This window comes from Acinetobacter sp. UBA5934 (assembly GCF_002430855.1).
Taxonomy (GTDB): Bacteria; Pseudomonadota; Gammaproteobacteria; order Pseudomonadales; family Moraxellaceae; genus Acinetobacter.
This window is the reverse complement of sequence record NZ_DJDC01000191.1, coordinates 21,163-42,032: the sequence shown is the minus strand read 5'-3', so window position 1 is coordinate 42,032 and position 20,870 is coordinate 21,163. Positions and strand designations below refer to the sequence as shown.

At 42.2% G+C, this 20,870-nt stretch carries 21 protein-coding genes and 1 pseudogene; 14 read left to right on the top strand and 8 right to left on the bottom strand.

Annotation, left to right across the window (positions count from 1 at the left end):
* Together B2Y23_RS14245 and B2Y23_RS14240 are read left to right on the top strand one after the other, a co-directional pair.
* A pseudogene (locus B2Y23_RS14245) lies at positions 1–795 on the top strand (LysR substrate-binding domain-containing protein); the annotation flags it as partial.
* Between the two features lie 142 nt (positions 796–937).
* Positions 938–1,552 carry a glutathione S-transferase family protein gene (locus B2Y23_RS14240; RefSeq protein WP_291352644.1) on the top strand — a complete coding sequence of 205 codons (615 nt, stop codon included), beginning with the start codon at positions 938–940 and terminating at the stop codon, positions 1,550–1,552.
* Positions 1,553–1,647: 95 nt separating this feature from the next.
* Here B2Y23_RS14240 and B2Y23_RS14235 read toward each other — a convergent pair whose 3' ends face one another.
* Together B2Y23_RS14235 and B2Y23_RS14230 are read right to left on the bottom strand one after the other, a co-directional pair.
* Entirely contained in the window at positions 1,648–3,255 is a 1,608-nt protein-coding gene (locus B2Y23_RS14235; protein WP_291352500.1) for a bifunctional 3-(3-hydroxy-phenyl)propionate/3-hydroxycinnamic acid hydroxylase, read from the bottom strand.
* A 327-nt stretch (positions 3,256–3,582) separates the two neighbouring features.
* On the bottom strand, positions 3,583–3,801 hold the full coding sequence (locus B2Y23_RS14230; RefSeq protein ID WP_291352502.1) for a hypothetical protein: 219 nt from the start codon (positions 3,799–3,801) through the stop codon (positions 3,583–3,585).
* A gap of 593 nt (positions 3,802–4,394) precedes the next feature.
* Here B2Y23_RS14230 and B2Y23_RS14225 point away from each other — a divergent pair.
* From B2Y23_RS14225 to pgaD, 8 genes are all read left to right on the top strand, one after another.
* A complete protein-coding gene (locus B2Y23_RS14225; protein WP_291352504.1) occupies positions 4,395–5,405 on the top strand; it encodes a CobW family GTP-binding protein in 1,011 nt (336 codons plus the stop codon).
* A 62-nt stretch (positions 5,406–5,467) separates the two neighbouring features.
* On the top strand, positions 5,468–5,998 hold the full coding sequence (locus tag B2Y23_RS14220; protein ID WP_291352506.1) for a YaeQ family protein: 531 nt from the start codon (positions 5,468–5,470) through the stop codon (positions 5,996–5,998).
* An 89-nt stretch (positions 5,999–6,087) separates the two neighbouring features.
* On the top strand, positions 6,088–6,711 hold the full coding sequence (locus tag B2Y23_RS14215; protein ID WP_291352508.1) for an MgtC/SapB family protein: 624 nt from the start codon (positions 6,088–6,090) through the stop codon (positions 6,709–6,711).
* 85 nt (positions 6,712–6,796) lie between these two features.
* Positions 6,797–7,135 (top strand): FKBP-type peptidyl-prolyl cis-trans isomerase, encoded by a 339-nt coding sequence (locus B2Y23_RS14210; protein ID WP_291352510.1) that lies wholly within the window; start codon positions 6,797–6,799, stop codon positions 7,133–7,135.
* A 205-nt stretch (positions 7,136–7,340) separates the two neighbouring features.
* Positions 7,341–9,137 carry a sensor domain-containing diguanylate cyclase gene (locus B2Y23_RS14205; protein WP_409449770.1) on the top strand — a complete coding sequence of 599 codons (1,797 nt, stop codon included), beginning with the start codon at positions 7,341–7,343 and terminating at the stop codon, positions 9,135–9,137.
* Positions 9,138–9,390: 253 nt separating this feature from the next.
* Positions 9,391–11,385, top strand: coding sequence for a poly-beta-1,6-N-acetyl-D-glucosamine N-deacetylase PgaB (gene pgaB / locus B2Y23_RS14200; RefSeq protein WP_291371510.1), 1,995 nt, complete (start codon positions 9,391–9,393; stop codon positions 11,383–11,385).
* Positions 11,386–11,396: 11 nt separating this feature from the next.
* Entirely contained in the window at positions 11,397–12,689 is a 1,293-nt protein-coding gene (gene pgaC, locus B2Y23_RS14195; RefSeq protein ID WP_291352514.1) for a poly-beta-1,6-N-acetyl-D-glucosamine synthase, read from the top strand.
* A complete protein-coding gene (pgaD, locus tag B2Y23_RS14190) occupies positions 12,679–13,092 on the top strand; it encodes a poly-beta-1,6-N-acetyl-D-glucosamine biosynthesis protein PgaD (RefSeq protein WP_291352516.1) in 414 nt (137 codons plus the stop codon). Before pgaC ends, pgaD begins: the two co-directional genes overlap by 11 nt.
* Positions 13,093–13,172: 80 nt before the next feature.
* Here the strand turns inward: pgaD and B2Y23_RS14185 are convergent, their stop codons facing one another.
* Positions 13,173–14,123: a DMT family transporter gene (locus tag B2Y23_RS14185; RefSeq protein ID WP_291352518.1), complete on the bottom strand. Its 951-nt coding sequence runs from the start codon at positions 14,121–14,123 to the stop codon at positions 13,173–13,175.
* 338 nt (positions 14,124–14,461) lie between these two features.
* On the opposite strand from B2Y23_RS14185, the gene B2Y23_RS14180 reads away from it, so the two are divergent.
* Positions 14,462–14,944: a hypothetical protein gene (locus B2Y23_RS14180; protein ID WP_291352520.1), complete on the top strand. Its 483-nt coding sequence runs from the start codon at positions 14,462–14,464 to the stop codon at positions 14,942–14,944.
* Between the two features lie 80 nt (positions 14,945–15,024).
* On the opposite strand, the gene B2Y23_RS14175 is transcribed toward B2Y23_RS14180, so the two are convergent.
* From B2Y23_RS14175 to B2Y23_RS14165, 3 genes are read right to left on the bottom strand one after another with little or no spacing between them, the layout of a single operon-like run.
* On the bottom strand, positions 15,025–15,582 hold the full coding sequence (locus B2Y23_RS14175) for a TetR/AcrR family transcriptional regulator (protein ID WP_291371508.1): 558 nt from the start codon (positions 15,580–15,582) through the stop codon (positions 15,025–15,027).
* 13 nt (positions 15,583–15,595) lie between these two features.
* Positions 15,596–16,498, bottom strand: coding sequence for an alpha/beta fold hydrolase (locus B2Y23_RS14170; protein ID WP_291371506.1), 903 nt, complete (start codon positions 16,496–16,498; stop codon positions 15,596–15,598).
* A 44-nt stretch (positions 16,499–16,542) separates the two neighbouring features.
* Positions 16,543–17,328: a crotonase/enoyl-CoA hydratase family protein gene (locus tag B2Y23_RS14165; RefSeq protein ID WP_291371504.1), complete on the bottom strand. Its 786-nt coding sequence runs from the start codon at positions 17,326–17,328 to the stop codon at positions 16,543–16,545.
* 221 nt (positions 17,329–17,549) lie between these two features.
* On the opposite strand from B2Y23_RS14165, the gene pnuC reads away from it, so the two are divergent.
* From pnuC to B2Y23_RS14150, 3 genes are all read left to right on the top strand, one after another.
* Positions 17,550–18,134, top strand: a complete 585-nt coding sequence (pnuC, locus tag B2Y23_RS14160; RefSeq protein ID WP_291371502.1) for a nicotinamide riboside transporter PnuC — start codon at positions 17,550–17,552, stop codon at positions 18,132–18,134.
* Between the two features lie 17 nt (positions 18,135–18,151).
* Entirely contained in the window at positions 18,152–18,427 is a 276-nt protein-coding gene (locus B2Y23_RS14155) for a hypothetical protein (protein WP_291371500.1), read from the top strand.
* Between the two features lie 137 nt (positions 18,428–18,564).
* Entirely contained in the window at positions 18,565–19,062 is a 498-nt protein-coding gene (locus B2Y23_RS14150) for a DUF2505 family protein (RefSeq protein ID WP_291352532.1), read from the top strand.
* A gap of 40 nt (positions 19,063–19,102) precedes the next feature.
* On the opposite strand, the gene B2Y23_RS14145 is transcribed toward B2Y23_RS14150, so the two are convergent.
* Both B2Y23_RS14145 and B2Y23_RS14140 read right to left on the bottom strand, forming a co-directional pair.
* Positions 19,103–20,425, bottom strand: coding sequence for an MFS transporter (locus B2Y23_RS14145; RefSeq protein WP_291352534.1), 1,323 nt, complete (start codon positions 20,423–20,425; stop codon positions 19,103–19,105).
* A 139-nt stretch (positions 20,426–20,564) separates the two neighbouring features.
* Positions 20,565–20,768, bottom strand: coding sequence for an amino acid transport protein (locus B2Y23_RS14140; protein ID WP_291352536.1), 204 nt, complete (start codon positions 20,766–20,768; stop codon positions 20,565–20,567).
* Positions 20,769–20,870: the final 102 nt, after the last annotated feature.

Below are 20,870 nucleotides of genomic sequence, written 5' to 3'. Positions count from 1 at the left end.
CAGCAAATTAAAGATCTGGAACATGAGGTCGGTGTTCAGTTACTGGTTCGATCCAACCGTAAAGTTGAACTGACTGAAGCGGGAAAATCCTTTTTAAAAGAAGCATTGCTCAGTTTGGAGCATGCAGAAAAAGCCATTGATGATGCGCGGAAAATTGCCAACCTGAACAAAGACCAGTTGAATATTGGCTTTGTGCCTGTGGCAGAAATGAAAATTTTTCCCTATATCATGCCGAATATACGGGCTCATTTTCCCGATATCAAAATCAACTTTCATAGCCTGACCGATGCCAACCAGCTGAAAGCGTTAAAGAAAGGCGATATTGATATTGCCTTTACCCGCTATGTCGATGAATCAGATGAGCTGGAACATGTGCAAATTTTTAGTGAACCTCTGGCTTTAATCGTACCTAAAGATTCACCGATTGCCGATCAGCGGCATATTAGTATCAAGAGTTTTAATCATCAAGATTTTGTGATTAGTGATGAGGATGCTTCACCGCAGCTGCATAAAATTATTACCGATTTCTTTAAGCAATCTAAACTGGATGTCAACGTCGTACAGCACTCGACCAATATTCTGTTAAATGTCAATTTAGTCGGGATGGGGGTAGGCTGGAGTCTGGTACCGGCTTATGTGATTCCGCTCTTGGGCGATAAAATTATTGTGAAAAATACCATCGAACCTTTACCGATGATTGACCTGTAGGCCAGTTATCGCAAAGAACAAAAAAATGAGCTGATTGAACTGATTTTAAAAATTTTGAAAGAGCAGTTCTATATGGGGTTCTTTTAAAAAAAACGTTCAAATCATGTGATGTTTTTAAACGGGCGAAAGCATCGTCACCGGATGAATCTGTCACATAATACTCATCTATACGCAATGAAATCGCTTTATACTCAAAAAATAAAATAACAATAGAGATCGAATGAAAATGATGAAGCTATATAACAATGCCCAGTCGCGTGGCATGACCTTGATGCCTCTGTTGAAAGAGCTAGATATTGAAGACCAGATTGAACAGATAGAAGTGCCTTATGAAAACATGCATCAGGCTGAATATACGAGTATTAATCCTATGGGAAAGGTGCCTTGTCTGGTCGATCAGGGCATCGTAATTTCTGAAGTCGCGGCTATATTTGCTTACTTGGCTGATAAATATATAGAAAAAGGTTTGGCACCCGCTCTGGATGATCCCAAGCGCGGTGCCTATCTGAAATGGATATTCTTTGCTCATGGTCCTTTGACTGAATATATGGATTTAAAAGGGCTTAACGTGCCGAATGAGCAAATTGAACAAAGAAAACGGAGCCTGACTTTTGGTCATGAGGAGAGCGTATTGGCATTTCTAAAAAAGGGTATGCAAGAAGCAAATCTGTATTTGCTGGGTGAGAAAATTTCAGCAGCAGATTTATTTTTGGGTTACTGGCTGGTTTTTGCCATCTCTTTTAAAATTTTGCCGTATCTGGATGAGTTCAAGCCGTTTATTCAGCTTCTGGCACAGCGTGACTCCATGAAAAATGTACCGTGGTTTCAGAAAATAAATGATTAATTTAATTACTTAATATAAGTGGAAATAAAAAAGACCACGCTTTCACGTGGTCAGGTCTCTGAATATGATTCAGTGAATGTATTTTTATATCTGCATTATTTTACATGTAGCTTTTTAAACAGTTGTTGGCTCACGTGATCCAGCGTTTGTGGAATCGTAAGCGCTGCCACAAAGCGGTCAGGACGTAAGATAACAACCGATTCAGAGGTTTTACCAAACCAGCTGCGAATATCGGTACCAATATCACCCAGAGTAATCACGCCGTCAAATTGCTTGCGGTTTTCATTGCCAAACTGAACTTCAGGAATGACCTGAATAAATTTAACGCCTAATTTTTTCCAGACTTGCATGGTGGTATCCGAGAGGCCCCATTGAGGATCGACTCCCCAGGCAATAATGGCAAAGTCATTGCCAATCACCTCATCCAGTAAAACTTGTTCACCCGACTCAAGTTTCACTTGCGGCTGGATAAACATCTTGCCGACCGGAGATTCTTTCTTGCCGTCTGCTAGCAAGGCACCGTCATGATATTTCGGCATCGGTTTAAAACGCATTTCAAGCAAATATTGTTTAATCGGCTTGATGTAATTCAATGCGTAGGCAATACCGTCACGGATGAAACCTTGCCATTTTTTCGGTGGCGCAAGTACGTGGCCTGCCATTACTGAAAGATCAATCATAGCTTTGGCATGGTCTTTACGTTCAATCTGGTAAGAATCTAATAAATCTGGGGTAGCTTTGCCCTGAATGACCAATGCCATTTTCCAGGCCAAGTTAAAGGCATCGCGCATACCGCTGTTATAACCCTGACCTTGCCATACCGGCATAATGTGTGCGGCATCGCCGGCAAGTAAAATACGGTCAATACGGAATTTATCAGCAATACGGGCATTGTGTGTATAAACACGCTGACGGATCACTTCGATATTTTCAGCATTCGGTAATACTTTAGACAGTAATTTGGCGATGTTTTCAGGTTTGCTCAGTTCTTCCTGAGTTTCACCCGGCATCACCATAAATTCGAAACGGCGGATGCCATGCGGAAGTGCAGCAGATACGTATGGACGAACCGGGTCGCAGCATAGGTAAATATGCGGTGTTGCCAGAGGATCATTTTCAATATCAATCACGATCCACTGGTTTGGTGCGGTTTTACCATCAAAGCCAATATTTAGAGTACGACGTACAATTGAGTTACCGCCATCGCAGGCAATCAGGTATTGTGCATGCACGGTTTCTTCATTTTGGTCTTTATCTTTAATTTTAAGTGTTACGCCGTTGGCATCCTGGCTAAATTCATTCAGTTGACGTGAAAAAAGCACTTCAGTTTTTTCATACTGCTTTAAACCTTGCAGTAAGACATTATCGACCTGTGGCTGAATAAAGGCATTACGACGGGAGAAACCGAATTCGCGGGTGAGTGGCTGAATGTCGGCAAAACAGCGACCTTTTGGCGTCAAGAAACGCATAGCGTGGTTCGGCGTAGTATGCGGCAAGACTTGGTCAACCAAACCGAGTGATTGAATGGTACGTAAAGATTCATCATCAATACCAATGGCACGCGGATAATCAATCAAACTGTCCAGTTGTTCGATCACCGTGACCTGAATGCCTTGTTTACTTAGATAGTTCGCAATAGTCAAACCAACAGGGCCTGCGCCCAAGATAGCCACTTCAGTCGTGAAATTCGTTTTGTTGCTCATAGCGAATGTCCATTCAATCAATCCACATTTAAGGGTATTAACGGTGAAATTGAGGGTCTAAACAAGCTATGCCATAGTAGATCTATTGAATGACAAAAAAACATTAGAAATAGTTTTAATTGATTAAATTATTGAAAATAAACAATTATATTCATTATTGGCTATATTTTTTTTAAGCCTAATGATCATTTTTTTCTATCATTCATCAATATCGGGTTAAAAATAAAAAAGCTGAACGATGTATATCATTCAGCTTTTCTCACTCAATCGTGCTTTAGGTTAAATAAGCAATAGGGAGGGAGTAAGGTAAGTTAAGGTTTAAGAGCCTTATTGTGCTGGTTTAGCTGGTTTTTCTTCAGCAGCAGTTTCTGAAGCAGGCTGAGCAGCAGATGATTTATCAGCAGCACTTTCCGAAGTTGTAGCAGGCTGTTCCTGGGTTGAAACAATGACTTTTGCTTCTTCTTTTTGTTTATCCGTAGTTGCAGCAAAAGTGCTTGCTGCAGCAATGGCTAAAGTAGAGGCAAGTAAGATTTGAGTTAATTTCATTTTAAGCATCCTTTATTTTCTAAAAAGTTATTCGATCCATATTTATCATCACATAAATATGAACAGGGCCCATGCTAAAGACCTGCGGGAGAGCGGGCAATCAAAGCAACAAAGTGAAACAGAGCGGTTAACCTGAAAAATACAAGCAAGTGTGTGCTGTTTATTTACTGTAAAAAATGCGCTGAACAATGCATAGAAAATGTATGCAGATATTTCTATATAAGCTTTTTTAATGCATTTTCTTACTTAAAAGACACAAAAACAGCAGAAAATAATCGTTTTAACAAACCGGTTGTTTCAATTAAATGTAAAGAAATTTTGCAGATTTTTTGAGATTATTTTCTATTTTGAGTGATTTAGTGCACTAAAAATAGCGTATTGCTGCCGATGATATTTTTTATAGTCTACTGAGTTATTTCAATAAAATTTGATCAAACGGGTTGCTAGGTCTTTTAAATGAAGTGAATACATTGCCAGAGCTAGAGGAAAAAATTAAAGTGGAGTTCTATACAGATTTTTGAGCACCTTTTTCGGCTAAGTTGTCCTCATCACTGCATTGATTAATCTCCCTGGCCATGAATAGTGAGTAAGTTTTGAAACTGATTTCTCCCACTCAAGCAGTACCGACACATATTATTTCCGGGTTTTTAGGCGCTGGAAAAACCACCTTGCTTAAACATTTACTTAGCCAGAAGCCGGAAAATGAAGTCTGGGCGGTGCTGATGAACGAGTTTGGGCAAATTGGAGTTGATCAGCAGCTATTACCGCAAACCCAAGGCTATGAAGTTAAGGAGTTACTCGGTGGTTGTCTGTGCTGTAGCAGCCAGTTGCCGATGCAGATTGCCTTGTCGCGGTTATTATCAGAAAGCAAACCGGACCGGTTATTTATCGAACCCACAGGTTTGGGACATCCTGCACAATTACTGGAACAACTGACCGAGCCACACTGGCAACAGAGTATTGCCATGCGGGCATTAGTGACCGTGATTGATGGCTCGCGTTTGCATGATAGTGATTGGAGCAAGCAGAACCTGTATGCAGACCAGTTAAAAGCAGCACAAATTATTGTGGTGTCTCATGCGGATACGATGAATTTTGCAGATGATCAGGCTTTAGCAGCATTGAAAATTGAATATCAGGCCTATCAACAGACTTGGCTGATGAGCGGGCAGGAGCATATTTCACTTCAGCAAATTGACCAGCCTTATGTGGGAACTGAACGCAAAATTCAGCCTTTATTGAAAATTCAGAAAACATTTTCAGCAGGACAGTCCTTGCCAGAAATTAAACAGTTGCCTTATCACTATGCTGAAACTGCTCAAGGTTATAGTGTGGCAGGCTGGAAATTACCCAAGCGCTGGCAATTCGACTTTTATGCCTTGCTGGATTTATTGTGTGAACAGCAAGACTGGCTGCGGATTAAAGCCATTTTTAATACCAATCAGGGCTGGAAAACTTTTAATTTTAATCCGGAACAGTTTAATTATCAGTCTTCAGAAGAAGGCATTGATAACCGTATTGAAATTATTGTGCAAGACCAGCGCGACTGGCAATATTTTGAAGAGCAGTTATTTCAATGTCAGTTGAATCGAGATGAGCCCTAAAAACAACTCTGCAAAATCGGTCTAAATCTTATATGCTAGGCGCCAAATTTGAGGATACTTGTATGGCGCTTAAAGCAACGATTTATAAGGCAGATTTGAATATTGCCAATATGGATGATCATCAATACGGTGATTATCAACTGACCATGGCTTTACATCCATCTGAAACCATTGAACGCTTGATGGTGCGTATTTTGGCCTATGCCCGTTTTGCCGATGAAGCCTTGGAATTTACCAAAGATTTATTTGAAACCGATGAGCCGGCATTGTGGCAAAAAGACCTGACCGGTCAACTGGTGAAATGGATTGAAGTGGGCAGTCCGGATGAAGATAAAGTCAAAAAAGCCAGCGCGCGTTGCAAGCAAGTGGCTGTTGTTACTTATGGTTCAGCTGTGGATGAATGGTATAAGCGCAACAGCAAATTAAAAACTTTAAGCAATGTGCAAGTGTGGAAACTCTCGACCGCGACTACTGATGCCTTGCCGCAATTATGCGAGCGCACCATGCAATTGCAGTTAAATGTGATGGATGGCGAATGGACCTTGATTGGCGATCATGCACAAGTTGTGGTGGAGTGGGAACAGTTACAATAAGGACAAATAAGGATGCAAGTCTAGGCTTGTATCCTCACTAAAAAATTGCGTATACCTGAAAACAATAAAAATGAAAAAAGGGAAAATATATGCATCCGGATCTCTATCGTTTGCTGATTGCCCTGGGCATTGGTGCAATTATTGGCGCAGAGCGTGAATATCGCAGTAAATCTGCCGGCCTTCGCACCATGATTATGGTCAGTCTGAGTTCATGTCTATTTACCATTATGTCTTTAAAAATTGGCATCGACAGCCAAGACCGGATAGCCGCCAATATTCTGACCGGTTTGGGTTTTGTTGGCGCAGGGGTGATTTTTAAAGATGAAAACCGTATTTCCGGCATTACTACTGCTACTACCATCTGGATGACGGCCGCCTTGGGTATGGCAGCTGGCGCAGGTTATGAACTGTTAAGCCTGTTCGCCACCTTGATTGTTTTGATCGTGCTGATTTTTTTGATTTATGTCCAGGAGGGGATAGAAACCCTGAGCCAGGCACGTACCTATCGAATTATTTGTCCTTATCAGCGCAAAACTTTAGATCAATATGAAGCGCTATTTAAGACCTATAACATGAAAGTGGTGCGCAGTGTGCAGCATAAAACCGAGCAGCGCATGAGTGGACGCTGGATTTTAATCGGCTCGGCTGAAAATCATAAAAAATTGACGGCTTATTTATTGAATGATTCCAATATCCAGGAGCTGAGTTTTTAAATATACATAATTTAAAGCATAAAGAACTCATCTGAATCCGGTTTATAATAGTGATTGAAAATTTAGTGCTCTGTTTAGGTAAATGATGATGAATGAATTAGAAATTATTGATTTAAAAGTAGGTGAAGGCAAAGAAGCGGTGAAAGGCGCGCTAATTACCACACATTATACTGGCTGGCTGGAAGATGGAACCAAGTTTGATTCGTCGATTGATCGTGGCAACTACTTTGAAACTGTAATTGGAACAGGCCGAGTAATTAAAGGCTGGGATCAGGGCATTATGGGCATGAAGGTCGGTGGTAAACGTAAATTACTGGTTCCTGCACATTTGGCTTATGGTGAGCGAAAAATGGGTAAAATCATTCCTGCAAATTCCAATCTTATTTTTGAAATTGAATTGTTTGATGTGAAAACACGTGATTAATCTCTCATTTATGGTTGATTAAAAAGTATTCTGCAAGAGACATGGCTGTATCTTGCAGATAATTGAAAAATAATTTGAGTTTTATTTTTTTATCGCTACATTAATTAAAGGACAAGCATAATTTAAGGACAATTTATATTTGTATAAGAACAAGAGATTAATTCATTTTTTCCAGTTATTTTTATTGCTCTGTTTATGCGTATGCCTGGGGCGAAAGCAACTGTGGGCAAATGAGGCGACTGCTTCGAAATCTTCTTCTGTACAGCAAAAATTATTCAATAATGTCCAGTTTACTGAAAATAGCAGTACTGCCTTACAGGGAACATGGCAGTATTATCCTGAACAGTTCATTATCCAGCCTAGCGCAATTTTAAAATCTCACACTGTAAATTTACCGGGTTCTTTCAAGGAAATCATAGGGAGTAATGAGACCTACGGTACCTTTATTGGGCATTTTAAAATCCCTAAACAATATCTGGGTCGAAATATCGCGATCTACATTCCCAATCAATATAGTGCCTATCGTATGTATTTAAACGGAGCTTATGTACTTCGCTTGGGTCAGATCGGTAAAGATGCCAAAAGCCATCAATCAGAAAATGCGCCTAGAATAGCGTTTACGGTGCCGTATAAAGAAGAACTGACCATTACTTTCCAAATCTCCAGTTTTAAAAATGTACATGGTGGTTTAGAAAATTCTATGCGGATCGGGATCGCAAAAACCATTACCCGCCAGTTTGAACAACTGATGATGAGTATAGGCCTAGTATGTGGGGCAGTATTCGGTATGGGGTTATTTACCCTGATGTTTTCACTTTTTCAGGGAAAAATCGGGCGCAGCAGTATTCGGGTTTTTGTATTTGGTCTTTTCATCCTATTTTTGGCTTTACACAATTTATTTTCAGCACCGTATGCCTACACCACATTTACCAATATTAGCTGGTTATGGGGACAGCGCTTAGAATATTTATTTACGGCTTTAGCAATTGTATTTTTCTTAAGTTATATGTATTTGCTCAATCGCCGTTATTTAAATTTAATCGTTTATTCGGCTGTAATGTTCATTCTGGCGGTTAATATTGTGGTGATTTTTTTTACCACTCCCGAAGTATTCCAGAGTTTAGCATTATATAGTTCGCTATTTAGTATTGTGGTGATTCTGAATTTTGCCTATGGTTTTTATATCACGCTAAAATCTAAAGAAAAATATTCGACAATTAACATGTGGGCGGTGATTTTGTTATGCGTGACCTTCATACATGATTTCTTATTAAATCTGAATCTGATCGAGTCCTTTAACTTAACTTTTATTTCAACCAGTTTTTACGCCTTGCTGATTATGTTTCAGCAGGCAAAAAATTATGCACGGCATAATCATTATATCGAGCAACTGAATAATAATTTAATTGAGCTGAACAACTCGTTAGACAATAAGGTGAAAGAACGGACTGCGCAATTAAATCAGTTAAATGAACAACTGGAACGACAAATTCAAATTGATGCATTAACCGGTGCATTTAACCGCCGCGCTTTGAATATTGAGATACAGCGTTTATTTAATCTGACCCAAAATCACAGTAATAACACCTTGGCATTTGCCATGCTAGATGTGGATTATTTTAAAAATTATAATGATTATTATGGCCACTTGAAGGGTGATGTCATTTTAAAAGACTTGGTTAAGGTGATCCAGCAGGCCTTGCCCCCTTCTGCTTATGTAGCGCGTTATGGCGGGGAAGAGTTTGCCATTCTGCTGCATAACGTACCAAGTGAAGTGGTTTTAAACGTGTTGCAACAGGTTTTAAACGCCATTAGACAACATCGCTTTGAACATTTAAATCGGCCTGACCAGAAGCAATATGTGACCATAAGTATGGGCGTTGCCTGGATGGATCGAAATCATCCTTATACCGATATTCATGAACTGATGAAAGCTGCCGATGTTCAGCTGTATGCAGCGAAAGGTGCCGGGCGGGATCAATATCAGCCTCAATCAGCTTAGCTTTTTTGTTAGCCGCTTTTTAAGCGCTTTTGATCAGCATAAAAGCCAGCATATTCCTTGAAATATTATTGTATTTATACATTTTTTTAATTATTTAACTATAAAAAATATTGGTTTTTAAGTTTCATTTCAGCTTGATTGGATAAAAAGCAGATTCAAAGTTCTGCATGTCGTAAATCATGAAAAGTGTCATTTTCTATTGATCAATGATGTCGCGTGTTCAGAGCATAAAATGATTTTTGAGCACCATTCCATGAAGACTCGATTGCTTTCCACCTTGCTTTCTGCATCTCTTTCCGCCGTTTTATGGCAGTTGCCTCATCTAGCCTGGAGTAAAACGCTGCCAGCCAGCAATCCCATCCTCACGGTAATTGGCTACCATGAAATTACCGATCATCAATCGGCATTGATTCCTGACTATTCGGTAACGACCCAGCAGTTTCAGCAACATATTAGCTGGCTTAAAAATAATGGTTTTCATTTTATTAATGTGGATCAGCTGATTAAAGCACATCAAGGGAAATACCGCTTGCCAAGCAAACCGGTTTTATTCACCGTGGATGATGGCTATGCTTCATTTTATAAAAATGCCTATCCAATAACCAAGACCAATAAAATTCCAGTGGTGCTGGCAGTGGTGGGTTCATGGCTAGAGCCTACAGCAGGGCAAAGCGTTGACTTTTCAGGTGAGAAAATTCCGCGCAATCAAATGTTGTCCTGGGCTGAACTGAAAGAGATGCAGGAAAGCGGCCTGGTCGAAATTGCCAGTCATAGTTATAACCTGCATCGCGGCATTTTGGGCAATCCGCAGGGCAATATGGAACCGGCGGCAGTGACACGGTTATACGATCCTAAATCTGCCAGCTATGAATCCGATCAACATTATCAGCAACGGATTACGGGTGATTTAAAGCAGAATAACCAGTTATTGACTGCCCACGGGTTAAAATCACCACGGATAATGGTCTGGCCTTATGGTCATTACACCATGCAAACCGTGAATATTGCTAAACAGTTGGGCATGCCGATTGCGATTAGTCTGGATGATGGTGCAGATTCAGCACAAAGTTCTTTGGGGCAGCTCAACCGTATTTTGGTGGAAGGCAATATGACCACGGCGGATTTGGCCCAGGAAATTCAAAATCGTCAGCAACATTTAGGCGACAATAACCGTCCACAAAAAATCATGCATATCGATCTGGATTATATTTACGACAAAAATCCAATCCAGCAAGAACGCAATCTGGATCATCTGCTTGACCGGATTGTGGCGATGAAAGTCAATACCGTGTATTTACAGGCCTTTTCCGATCCGGATGCCAATGGTTCTGCGGATATGGTGTATTTTCCGAACCATTATTTACCGATGCGCGCTGACCTGTTTAATCGCGTGGCCTGGCAAATTCAAACCCGGACTCAGGTGAGTCGGGTTTATGCCTGGATGCCATTACTGGCTTGGGATTTACCAAAAGATAATCCGGTGTCTAAAGATGTGGTGGTGACCCAGCAATCCGATGATTCAAAACATCTGAATATGGGGTATCACCGTTTAAGTCCTTTTTCTGTCGATGCACGTAAGACGATTGAGGGGATTTATCAGGACCTGGCCAAAACTGTGCCATTTAACGGCATTTTATTCCACGATGACACCACCTTGTCTGACTATGAGGATGCCAGCCCTGAAGCCTTAAAAGCCTATGCTGCGATAGGTCTACCTACCGATCTGGCCAAAATCCGCAGTAATGATGCCGAGCTGGAAAAGTGGACAGCGTTTAAAACCAAATACATCGATGACTTTGCCATGCAACTGGCGCAGGAAGTCCGTCAGTATCATCCATTCTTGCTGACTGCACGCAACTTATATGCACAGGTTGCCCTGAAGCCTTATGCAGAAAACTGGTATTCACAGTCTTTGGAACAGTCGATTAACCGTTATGACTTTACTGCGATCATGGCGATGCCCTATATGGAGCAGGCTACAGATCCGGATGCTTTTTATCGGGACATCGTTAATCGCGTGAAGCAATATCCGAATGGCATGAAAAAAACGGTGTTTGAATTACAGTCGGTGAACTGGCGAACCAATCAACACGTCCCTTCCGATGAAATGGCCAAGACCATTGAGTCTTTATATACCCAAGGTGTGATGCATGAAGCGTATTATCCGGATGATCCGATTCAGGACTATCCAGATACTCACGTAATGCGCAAAGCCTTTGATATGAAATCCAGCAAACTTATTCCTTAAAGGCATTCCATATGTCAACGCTGCAGCATTTTTGGCATTCTGCATTGCACTTCGTTTTTTATTATCCATTATTTATGTCGTATTTATGGATGATCGGTGCACTGATTTTCTATTGGAAAGAGCGACAAGATCCGCCGTATCGACAGCCTGAAGCACTGCCTGATTATCCAAAGGTAGCCGTGCTGGTGCCTTGTTTTAATGAGGGAGATAATGCTGAAGAAACACTCGGCCATGCATTGGCGCTGGATTATCCTAACTTTGAAGTCATCGCCATTAATGATGGCAGTTCCGATAACACCGCAGCCGTGCTCAACCGTCTCGCGCATCAGCATGAAAAACTGCGTGTGGTGCATCTGGCGCATAATCAGGGCAAAGCCATGGCACTGCAGGCGGGAAGCTTGCTCACCGATGCAGAATATTTGCTTGGCATTGATGGTGATGCCTTGCTTGATCCGCATGCTGCGACCTGGATGTTACGCCATTTTCTGCAGGATGAAACCGTGGCTGCGGTCACCGGTAATCCGCGAATTCGTACCCGTTCGACTCTAATTGGACGCATTCAGGTTGGAGAATTTTCTTCCATAGTCGGCATGATTAAGCGCGCGCAGCGCAGTTTTGGACGGTTGTTTACCGTTTCTGGGGTGATTACTGCCTTTCGTAAAAGTGCCGTGCATGAAGTCGGCTACTGGTCACCCGATATGCTGACGGAAGATATCGACATTACCTGGAAGCTGCAACGTGCGGGCTGGAATATTCACTTTGAACCGAACGCGCTGGTCTGGATTTTAATGCCGGAAACCTTTCAGGGCTTATGGAAACAGCGCTTGCGCTGGGCTATGGGCGGGGCACAGGTGCTGATTAAAAATATCGATGTGTTATTTCAACCAAAACTGAACTTTTTATGGCCATTATTGTGTGAACTGGTTCTGACTCTGGTCTGGTCTTATTTGATGCTGTTTATGGCTATTCTCTGGTTAATCCATTTTGTGGTTCCCTTGGGCATAGCGGGCGTCAGTTCGCCATTTCTACCTTATGGCACCGGCATGCTCTTGGGCGTGACCTGTCTGTTGCAGTTTGCGCTCAGCAAATGGATGGACAGCCGTTATGAACCGTCACTGGGCAAGAATTATTTCTGGATGATCTGGTATCCCTTTGTATTCTGGCTGATCACCCTGACGGCCAGTATTGTGGCATTTCCTAAAGTATTATTACGCGGCGACGGTCAGCGCGCACGCTGGGTCAGTCCAGACCGCGGGATGCGTCATTCGACCTCTACTAATGAGCAAGTGATCCATGAGAAATAATCCTTTAATTATTGATTTACGTCATTGCTTGCCGTGGCATAAACGTTATGCATCGAATACCTCTACTGCCATGATGTGGGCGGTGTGGTTGTTGTTATGGCGACCATTATTGATTGTGCTGGGAATTGTCAGCCTGCAAAAAAATCATGTGTTTCATCAACTGTTTTCTGCCTTTGGCTTGGGCATTGAACATGGGGTGAGTGCATTATTGGCCTGTGCTGTAGCCTTACTGTTATGGTCGAATTTTGTTCCTGCAAAAACAGTAAAGACAAGTTCGGCCAAAAATATTACCGATTATGGACAGCATTTTGGTTTGGCTGTGGAAGACATTAAACAGGGGCGCCAGCAAAAGGTCACAGTGGTTCATCATGATGAACATGGCAAAATTATTCATATTGAATAAAGTCTTTTTTGCTTAAAGCTTGAATTGAGCAAATCCCGAGTCTGCATCCGGCCCGGGATTTTTCTTTATTATGGTATTGGCTATTTGCCAGGTACGCGCAAAGCATAGCAGGCTAAGCCACTACATAGTAACAGCAGCCCCAGATTGAAATGCGAGCTTAACATTTCGTGATTAAGCCAGGTGCCCCACAGTGTAGCCAGTACCGGGCTCATAATGTTCATCAGCATCAGTGTAGTGGGCTTGACGGTGTTTAGCAGCTGATAATAAAAAATCATCGCCAGTACAGATGAAAATACCGCGCTATAGACGAGTGCCATTGTAGTGGGTAAAGAAGGCAGCTCATCGGGCAGTTCTGACCAGAAAAAAGGCAGCAAACTACAATACCCCAACCAAGATACCATCGTGGCACCGGTCATTTGACTGATCGGATGGATATTTGCAGCAACCGCACGCACCGCAAACACAGAAAGGACGTATAAAAACATCGCGACAATTTCCAGACCGATGCCCCATAAATCGAAGAGCAAGTTTTGCGAATTTAAACCCAATGCGAAATACATGCCCAGCATACCCATCACTAAGCCCAGCCATTGATAAGCACTGAATTTTTCACTACGAAAAATATAAATGGCCAGTAAACCTGAAACGAATGGAGCGCTACCATAGATGATAGATATCACCGTGGAAGGTACCTTGGATGCGCCCATATAGCAAAAGGTCATGGATGCAAACAGGCCAAGTGCACCTGCGGCATAACTGAGCAAAGCTTGCAGGTGCAATGGCAGTCTGATTTTGAAATAGGCCTGACATGCCAGAGCAATGGGAATAGCCAAGCTAAATCGGATCAATAAACCCCACGCCCAATGAATTTCATGTACTGTCCAGACGGCTGCAAGTGGAGTGAGTGACCAAATCAGCACGACAGTAGCAAATTGACCGGCTGTAGCGAAGCGTGAATTTCGGTTAAAAGAGGCTACAACCGGCTGGGACAGTGGAGTGGGGAATCCATTTTTATCGATAGGGTGATTCATCAGCTTTTTCCTTGTTTTTAGGCAATAAAAAAGGCCGCTACTGAGGCGACCTTGGGGTATTTATTAGTGAGTGATTTATTCTAAATCATCATCAGGGTACAGATTCCAAGGTACCTCATGTAAAAACGCCACGCGTCGTGAACTGGCCTTGTTGACCTGAAGGTACAAAGCGCGGCAAGTGACAAGCGTGTGTTGAACAGATGAAGCAATAGGAAACATGAGTAAAATTCCTTGGAATCATTTTTTTTATAACATAAAATTTAAAAAATTGTATAATTTTTGTTCTAATTGTTTTATATAATATAAAAATAATAATTATTTAACATGAGAGTGACGCTATGGTGAAAATACTCTTGGGGTTATGTTTTGGCATTGGACTGATTGTCCTTTGGAAAGTCTTTTTAAAAATTCAGATCAATCAATATTCACAACAATTTAGAATCAGGCAGCTCGCCGATTTAATCAAATTTGAAGCGACCTCGGCACAGCCTTTATCCAAACCGGAAGCAAGGGTAGAGGAGGTGGAGGAATATGAACAACAACTGTTTGACGATGTCTGCCAGATGTTTTTTGAGCGTCATCTGACCGAACGTAATTTAAGTCAAGCCATTGTGGTGCAAGAAGGCATTCTAAAAAAACTGCCCGCCAAGGCACAAACCCGGATTCGTAAGCTGGACTTAGGCGAATGGTCGATTTACTGGACCTTCTATGATCAGTCTTTAGAATATTACGTCGGACGCTATGGGGTGTTTTATACCCATATTGACCGTTTCGGTTGTGAGCATAAATGTGAATTCAAGGAACAGCATAGCCGCGCCTGATTGAAGCGATTGCCCTTGAATTGAGTTTACTCTATTTAAAATTCAATCAGTTATTCGGTATTATCCAGTGGCTGACGATTTTATATTAGCTGTTTTATGATGCGTTGCTTGACCTGATCCAGATAAAACAGGTCATCATTCAGGCGATACATTAAAATGGCCCCTTCATAATCGGCCAAGCTTTGTTTTGCCAAAATTTGAGCCTCATGGTCTGTCAGCTGCATTTTAAATAATTGATAAAACGCCATTTGCCAGTCCTGAAAGATCAGACGGACTTTTTCCAGAATCTGCTCGGACTGATAGCGTGCTTCAATTGAAATGATCCCGATTAAACAGCCTTTGACTTCATCACTGAAAAACCGGATCGCACGTTCATGCATCAATTCGAACTGTTGGCTAATCGAAATTTCATCTTGCTGGTTCAGCTTAAATAAATGGCTATTTAAGTATTGGTGGGTCAGTTCCAGAACATCCATCAATAATGCCTCTTTACTGGGGTAATAATAGTAAAAAGAAGCTTTGGTCAATCCACAGGCTTTGGCCAGAATCTCCATACTGGTCGCGGCATAGCCATGACGTTTAAATTGCAGGGCGCAGGCCGTTAAAATCTGTTCCCGGCTCAGTTTCTGTGGGCGCATCTGTATTTAGTTCCTATCCGTTTTGCTTGACGAAGTGTTGATTGAACGTACAGTCTATGTCATCCCAGATTTTTTCCGAACCCTTACGAAAATAACCCATGTGCCCAATCTGTTTCAGTCCATAATCACTTGCGGAAATATTGATAAACTGCATGGGCGCCTGAGCATAATGTTGCATAAAGGCATGACGTGAATTGGGTAAGGCCCAGTCATCATCTAGTGCAGACACGGCATAAATCGGGGTTTTAACTTGTGCATATTGCTGAATTAACGACTGCTGTTCCGGGTCGGCAAAGAAGTAGCTCGGATTTTTACACCATTTTCGCCACTGTTTATAGACATCAATCGGTAAATCTGCCCCCATTTTCAGCTTGCTCCAGGGCAAGTAACCTTTAAGCGCAACCATTGGCGGAAATACAATATTCCAGATGACCTGAACTTTAACTTTTTCTTTAAAAGGCATATAACCATGCCAGCCGGCACCGGTACCAAAGCAGTACATGGCTGTGACCTTGTCATGATTTGGGGTTAGTCCCAGCGCCTGTCCGCCATAGGAATGACCGACCATAAAGACCGGCAGCTGATCCTGTGCCAGATAATCAATCGCCCCAGCAAGGTCCAATGCTCCCCAATCCAGATAGGACATTTTAAAACCTTTTAGGCTCGCAGGAGCCGATTGACCCACACCACGATAATCAAAAGTCAGCACCTGATAACCAAACTGGGTCATATATTCGGCAAAGCGGCGATAGAATTCTTGCGGTACGCCGGTTGCACTGGACAAGACAATATTGGCTTTAGTGTCATGCTTTGGTGTGTAGATGGTTCCCTTTAAGGGATAACCATCTATCGCCGGAAAGGCATGTGAACTGACACTCAAATGGCCGCTTTGTAACTTTTGCTTGTGATGTGGCATGGTAAACTCGTGTTGTTATTGGATTTAGATCGTTGGCTATTTAACTATCGGCCTTTAAATTCAGGGATGCGGCGTTGCAGCATCGCCATGACACCTTCCTGTGCATCCTGAGTTTTGAGCAAGGGCGTCAGATGTTGCGGTAAATGGGCAAAAGCTGTTTCTGCTCCCTGTTCAGCGGCTTCTTTGGCAGAAGCCAGTGTTGCCTGAACTGCCAGTGGGGCGGCTTGTGCAATATGTTCGGCTAGATCAATGGCACGTTGCAGTGGGGATTCAGGGGTAATTTCGGTAATCAGGTTTAAATTTAGCGCTGTCGCTGAATCAAAATGATCGCCGGTCAATAAATAGCGCATGGCTTTAGTCCAGCCCGCAGCCTGTACAAAACGGACGGTTGCACCGCCAAAGGGTAAAATGCCACGCTGCACTTCCATTTGTGCGAACTGGCAATTGTCCTGCGCAATGACGATATCTGCATTCAGCATCAATTCTAAGCCTGCGGTATAGCAAATGCCTTGTACCGCAACAATCACCGGTTTTTTGCGTGGTCTTGTACTGGTGCCCCAAGGGTTGATTTGACCATGCTCAAAATCAAATACGCCAGTTTGCAGTTTGGGTTGTAATTCGACCAAGTCCAGCCCGGCAGTAAAATGATCACCATGGGCAAAAATGACCGCACAACGGAGTTCCGGGGCGTCTTCATATTCGGTTAGGGCCAGTGATAAGTCATGAATCATATGGCTATCGAAGGCATTTCTTTTTGCAGCGCGATCCAGGCCAATCAGGAACAGAGACCCACGAATTTCCCGGCTAACTTTTCCTTGTTGTTGTGACATTATTATTTTTCCAGATAGAGTGTTTTTTAAGTTTTTAAACGATTGTTAGAAAACTGTCAAATCTGTTCAGTCAATTTTGTGTAATGAACTCTACTAAAACATGCATGCGTGTTGTAAGGGGGTAGTTGATTAGATGATGTACCGGAAAGGGGATAATTTAGCTTGCGTTCAGGGCTATTTTTTTCATAATAGCAACACCTTTGAGCTGTTTGATGATGAGCATGTCACCTTTAGAAATTGTTGCGGTTATAATTAGTCTTATCGGGGTGGCACTGACCATTAAACGCAATATGTGGTGCTGGTGGTTTAACTTTGCAGCTTTTGTGCTATATGCCTATCTTTTCTATCAATTTAAGCTCTATGGTGAAACCATATTGCAGTTCTTTTTCATTGTAGTGAACTTTTACGGTTTCTATCACTGGCTGAAAGGCAAGCAGCAAGATCATGAAATTCGGATTGAGCCGATCGCAAAAAAGACTGTGATGTTCCAGATGCTGCTGGCTGCCGTGGGCGGTTTAATTTTCGGTTTAACATTGAAGCATTTTACCGACGCTGCTGTGCCTATGCTGGATTCACAACTGGCTGCATTTAGTCTGCTGGCTACCTATTGGACCAGTCGTAAGCATATTGCGACTTGGGTGTTGTGGGTTTTTGTCGATATTATTTATGTCGGCATGTTCATTTATAAGGACTTGTTCTTAACTGCCGGCTTATATGCTGCTTTTGTCGGTTTGGCTGCCTTTGGCTGGTGGCAGTGGGAACAGGTGAAAAAGAAACAGGCTTTGACCCGGTTCAAAGGGGTTTAATCGCTAAGGAGTGAGAGATGCTGATCGACTTTGGGCAAGCCCAGTTGCACCGGTTTGATGAACTGGCAGGCCGAATTCAGGCCCAGCCGGAAAAATATATCAACTTCGATTCTGTTTCTGATTTTTATAAAGCGGCGTGGTTGCAGGATTTTCCCCAAGGTACGATTTGGACCGCGACAGGTCTGGATGATGGCGCTGAGCAGTTTGATGCCGTCATTGAATATCGCGGCCATTTTCTTCGTATTTCCTGTGGTGAAAAAACGGTGATTCACAGTGGCATCTATGCAGAATAGTATGGTATAGATGGTCAATGACAAGGTCTGGAAAATTCAATTAAATACGCAGTTAGACAAAATAGGCTAGATCAGTGATGATCAAATAAGTTAGAATTGTTAAAAATAACCACTAGAAAAATAAAGGATTATTAAATATGGCACATAGTTTTACTGTGAATTCTACCATTCAGGGCGTATCCATTGACCAGTTCAAACGCCTTGTGGCAAATACAGCCTTACATGAAGCAGTGTGTAGACGTATTCCAGGTGAAAAACTGGAAATTATTGAGTCTAAAATGAGTGGTGATATTTACACCTTACGCCGTGCTTATAATCTGGATGTCAATATTCCAGATATGGCGAAAAAATTTCTAAAAGATGCCTTTCGAGTCAAGCGTACCGATATCACAGATTTATCAGCTTTAACGTCCAGCATAAAATTGGGTGCCAATATGCCTTTAGAAGCCAACTGTGAACGTTTGGTGACGGGGGATGAACAGCAAATTCACATCAGCTTGAACTGGCATGTCAAGATTAAGGTTCCTTTGATTTCTGGAATGTTGGAAAGACATGCTGAAACTGAAATTCGTAAATTTAGTCAGCTGGAAATCCAGATTGTTGAAGATGAGTTAAAGAAAAATTTGGTCGCTTAATCAATAAAAAAGCCCTTCAACTGAAGGGCTTTTTTTATACTTAATCTTTCACTGCATGTTGTGCGGGAATTATGGAAGATGGGTCTAAATTGTGTCTTTCAAACTTGGCTCTATACAGCAGCGCACTAAAGAATGCCACTAAACAGACCACACCAATATAGTACATAGCGCCAATCTTGCTATACAGGCTTAACCATTGTACCAGGGGCAAGGTAATGCCACCTGCAATGGCATAGGCCACGTTATAAGAAAATGAAATACCCGAGAAGCGAATTTGGGCCGGGAACATTTTCACCATACTGTAAGAAACCATGCCGACTGTACCGGACGCCAGTCCAAGTAACATATACAGCATAAATACCGTTGCGGCTGAAACATGTCCCAAACTGTTGTAGAAAACAGCGGCAATCAGGGCAACAGCGAGTGAACCCCATAAAATCACTTTACCTGCACCGAGGCGGTCTGCCAACAAGCCTGCAATAATACAGCCGAGCATTTGCATAATGATGGCTGCACTCTGCATTTTAAATGCATCCGCACGTTCGAAACCAAAGGCTCCGGTGAGCAGGTTCGGCATGGCCAAAATCAGAACCACCACGCAGCCGGTGAGGAACCAGGTAAACAGCATGCCAATGACCACAGCGGTTTTATGTTGTGCCAGTACCTGTTTTACCGGCATTTCTGTAGCCAGTTGCTTACGTTGCTGCATGGCTTTGAATACGGGAGTTTCTTTCAAATAACTGCGCAGGTAGAGCGCAATTAAACCGAAGATCCCGCCCAGAATAAAGGGAATACGCCATGCCCAGTCATGAATTTCTGTCTCGCTATATTTCAACGAAATAAACAATGACATTAAGGCACCCAGCAGGATGCCGAGCGATAACCCGGCTGTAAGTAAACCATTAGCAAAACCAATTTTATTTGCGGGCACATGTTCCGAAACAAAGGTCCAAGCGGCTGGAATTTCCCCGCCAATGGCAATGCCTTGAACTACTCGCATGAGTAATAGCAATAGTGGTGCAGCATAGCCAATGCTTTCAAAGGTCGGCATGATCCCGATCATGAGCGTAGGTAAGGCCATCAGCAAAATGGACAGACTGAACAAGCGCTTGCGTCCAATCAGGTCACCAAAATGTGCCATCACCACGCCGCCTAGCGGACGGAAAAAATAACCCGCTGCAAAAATGCCATAGGTATTCAGCATGGCCCAGAAAGGACTTAAACCACTGGGAAAAAACAGTTCTGAAATGATTTTGGCGTAAAAGACATAAATCACGAAGTCGTAAAATTCGAGTGCACCGCCTAAAGATGACAAGCCCAGCGTGCGTTTATCTTCACCAGTTAAACGAGGTATTGCGTCCATGCTTCAGGTTTCCGTTAGTCAGCAAAATAAATCAGATATGATGGAATTCTAATATTTTGTTTTTTAGATGAAAAATCAATCTTTCTTTTCAGTGCAAAAACTTAATTTTATGAATAAACCTGTCTGATCTATCGCTCAATTAAAGCCGGATAAAGTAAGGAGCAATTGAGAGCATGATCCCGACACTGGTCAATATACTGATATTTTCTATAAAATAAGGGAAAATCATCAGTACTAGGCCGCAGATCCAGGGCACAATGACTTTTTGCTTTTTCCCATATAAAAAATAGCCTAAGCCTATAGAACTAAAAACCACACCAAGAAGAAGCTGAGTTGTATCCATATTTTTTATTGATAAAGAAATGCGGTGAATAATAGGTAAACAAAATTAAAAGGTGCTTAAAATACTGAGCTGTTTCAAAACATCCGAATCGTGCATAAATGT